General features: G+C 62.1%; 3 protein-coding genes. All 3 read left to right on the top strand.

Going from position 1 to position 1,473, the window contains the following annotated elements:
• Window positions 1-185: 185 nt before the first annotated feature.
• Window positions 186-506: a rhodanese-like domain-containing protein gene (locus tag DKT70_RS18535; protein WP_233490652.1), complete on the top strand. Its 321-nt coding sequence runs from the start codon at window positions 186-188 to the stop codon at window positions 504-506.
• Window positions 507-527: 21 nt separating this feature from the next.
• Complete coding sequence (locus DKT70_RS18530; protein ID WP_233490651.1) at window positions 528-680, top strand: hypothetical protein; 153 nt, start codon at window positions 528-530, stop codon at window positions 678-680.
• 61 nt (window positions 681-741) lie between these two features.
• A protein-coding gene (locus DKT70_RS17115; protein WP_111560276.1) for an IS5 family transposase occupies window positions 742-1,473 on the top strand; the annotation gives its coding sequence in 2 pieces (ribosomal slippage) (window positions 742-1,109 and window positions 1,108-1,473; 734 coding nt annotated over the 2 pieces). This gene is flagged as partial in the annotation.

The following is a 1,473-nucleotide window of genomic DNA, read 5'->3' as shown; positions in this document are numbered from 1 at the left end:
ACTGCGCGCTGATTGACGCCCAAGGCCGCCCCGAACCCCGCATTCGTGTCATCGGCCCCGCGTCACGCGCCGCATTCTGGGAAATCACCGCCATCCCGGATATCCGCGAGCAGGCGCAGACCTTGGCCACCGAACTGACCCGCCAATACGCATCTGCGTAACACCCCAACAGCAAGGACCGCCCCATGATCAAGAGCCTCCTCTCCGCTTCCGCCCTCGCTCTGATCGCCGGTGCCGCATCGGCGGCCGACGGTCCGCTTGTTACCAACGAATGGCTGGAGACCAAGCTCGACGCCCCCTCGATCGCCCTGATCGAGGTCAGCGTAAATCCCGGCGTCTTCAAACGCGGCCACATCCCCTTCGCGACGAACCTTGCTTGGCACACTAATCTGGTGGACCCGGTCCGCAGCGACATCGCCAGCCGCGAGCATCTGGAAGGCCTACTGAGCGAGGCCGGCGTGAACGAGGACAGCACGGTCGTCCTCTATGGCGATACGAACAACTGATTCGCGGCTTGGGGCGCGTGGGTGCTGGACGTCTATGGTGTCGAGGACGTCAAACTGCTGGATAGCGGCCACAGACTGTGGGAGGCCGAGGGCCGTCAGCTGGCCTCCAGTCCTACCCCCACCGCCCCCGGCGACATCATCCTGGCCGAGGCCGATCCGACCCTGCGCGCTTAGGCTCCAGACCCATTGATTTTACGCAATTAGGATGATTCAGGCTCCGCAAGGAGATCCGATGATGAGTAATTTTTACTGGCTAAGCGACGCCCAGATGGAGCGTCTGAAGCCATTCTTTCCCAAGAGCCACGGCAAGCCCCGCGTCGATGACGGTCGCGTCCTCAGCGGCATAATCTTCATCAATCGCAATGGATTGCGGTGGTGCGACGCGCCGAAGGAATACGGCCCCGCCAAGACGCTTTACAACCGATGGAAGCGCTGGAGCGACAATGGGATCTTCGCCCGGATCATGATCGGCCCGGCTGCCGAGAGCGCCGAGCACAAGACAATCATGATCGATGTGAGCAGGCGAACGCCATGCGTTCGAGTGAGCCTGCGCAAGTACCTCAAGGCACACCGCACGGCATCAAGCCTCGGGGTAAAAAAGGGGGCGCGGGCGCCAGATCGGGCGCATCAAAGGGGGCATGAACACCAAGCTGCACGCCGTCGCCGATGCCAACGGACGCCCGATCGGGTTCTTCATGTCCGCAGGCCAGGTCAGCGATTATACCGGTGCGGCCGCTTTGCTGGACAGCCTGCCGAAGGCGGGGTGGTTGCTGGCCGACGGAGGCTATGATGCCGATTGGTTCAGAGAAGCTTTGAAGGACAAGGGGATAACAGTCTGCATTCCGGGCCGGAAGTCTCGCAAGGAGGCGGTAAAATACGACAAGCGGCGCTACAAACGGCGTAACCGCATCGAGATTATGGTCGGCCGCCTCAAGGACTGGCGGCGCGTCGCAACACGATACGACCG

This window comes from Paracoccus sediminilitoris, from assembly GCF_003259195.1.
GTDB classification, from domain to species: domain Bacteria; phylum Pseudomonadota; class Alphaproteobacteria; order Rhodobacterales; family Rhodobacteraceae; genus Paracoccus; species Paracoccus sediminilitoris.
The sequence above is the reverse complement of the archived record's forward strand: the minus strand, read 5'-3'. Positions and strand labels throughout refer to the sequence as shown.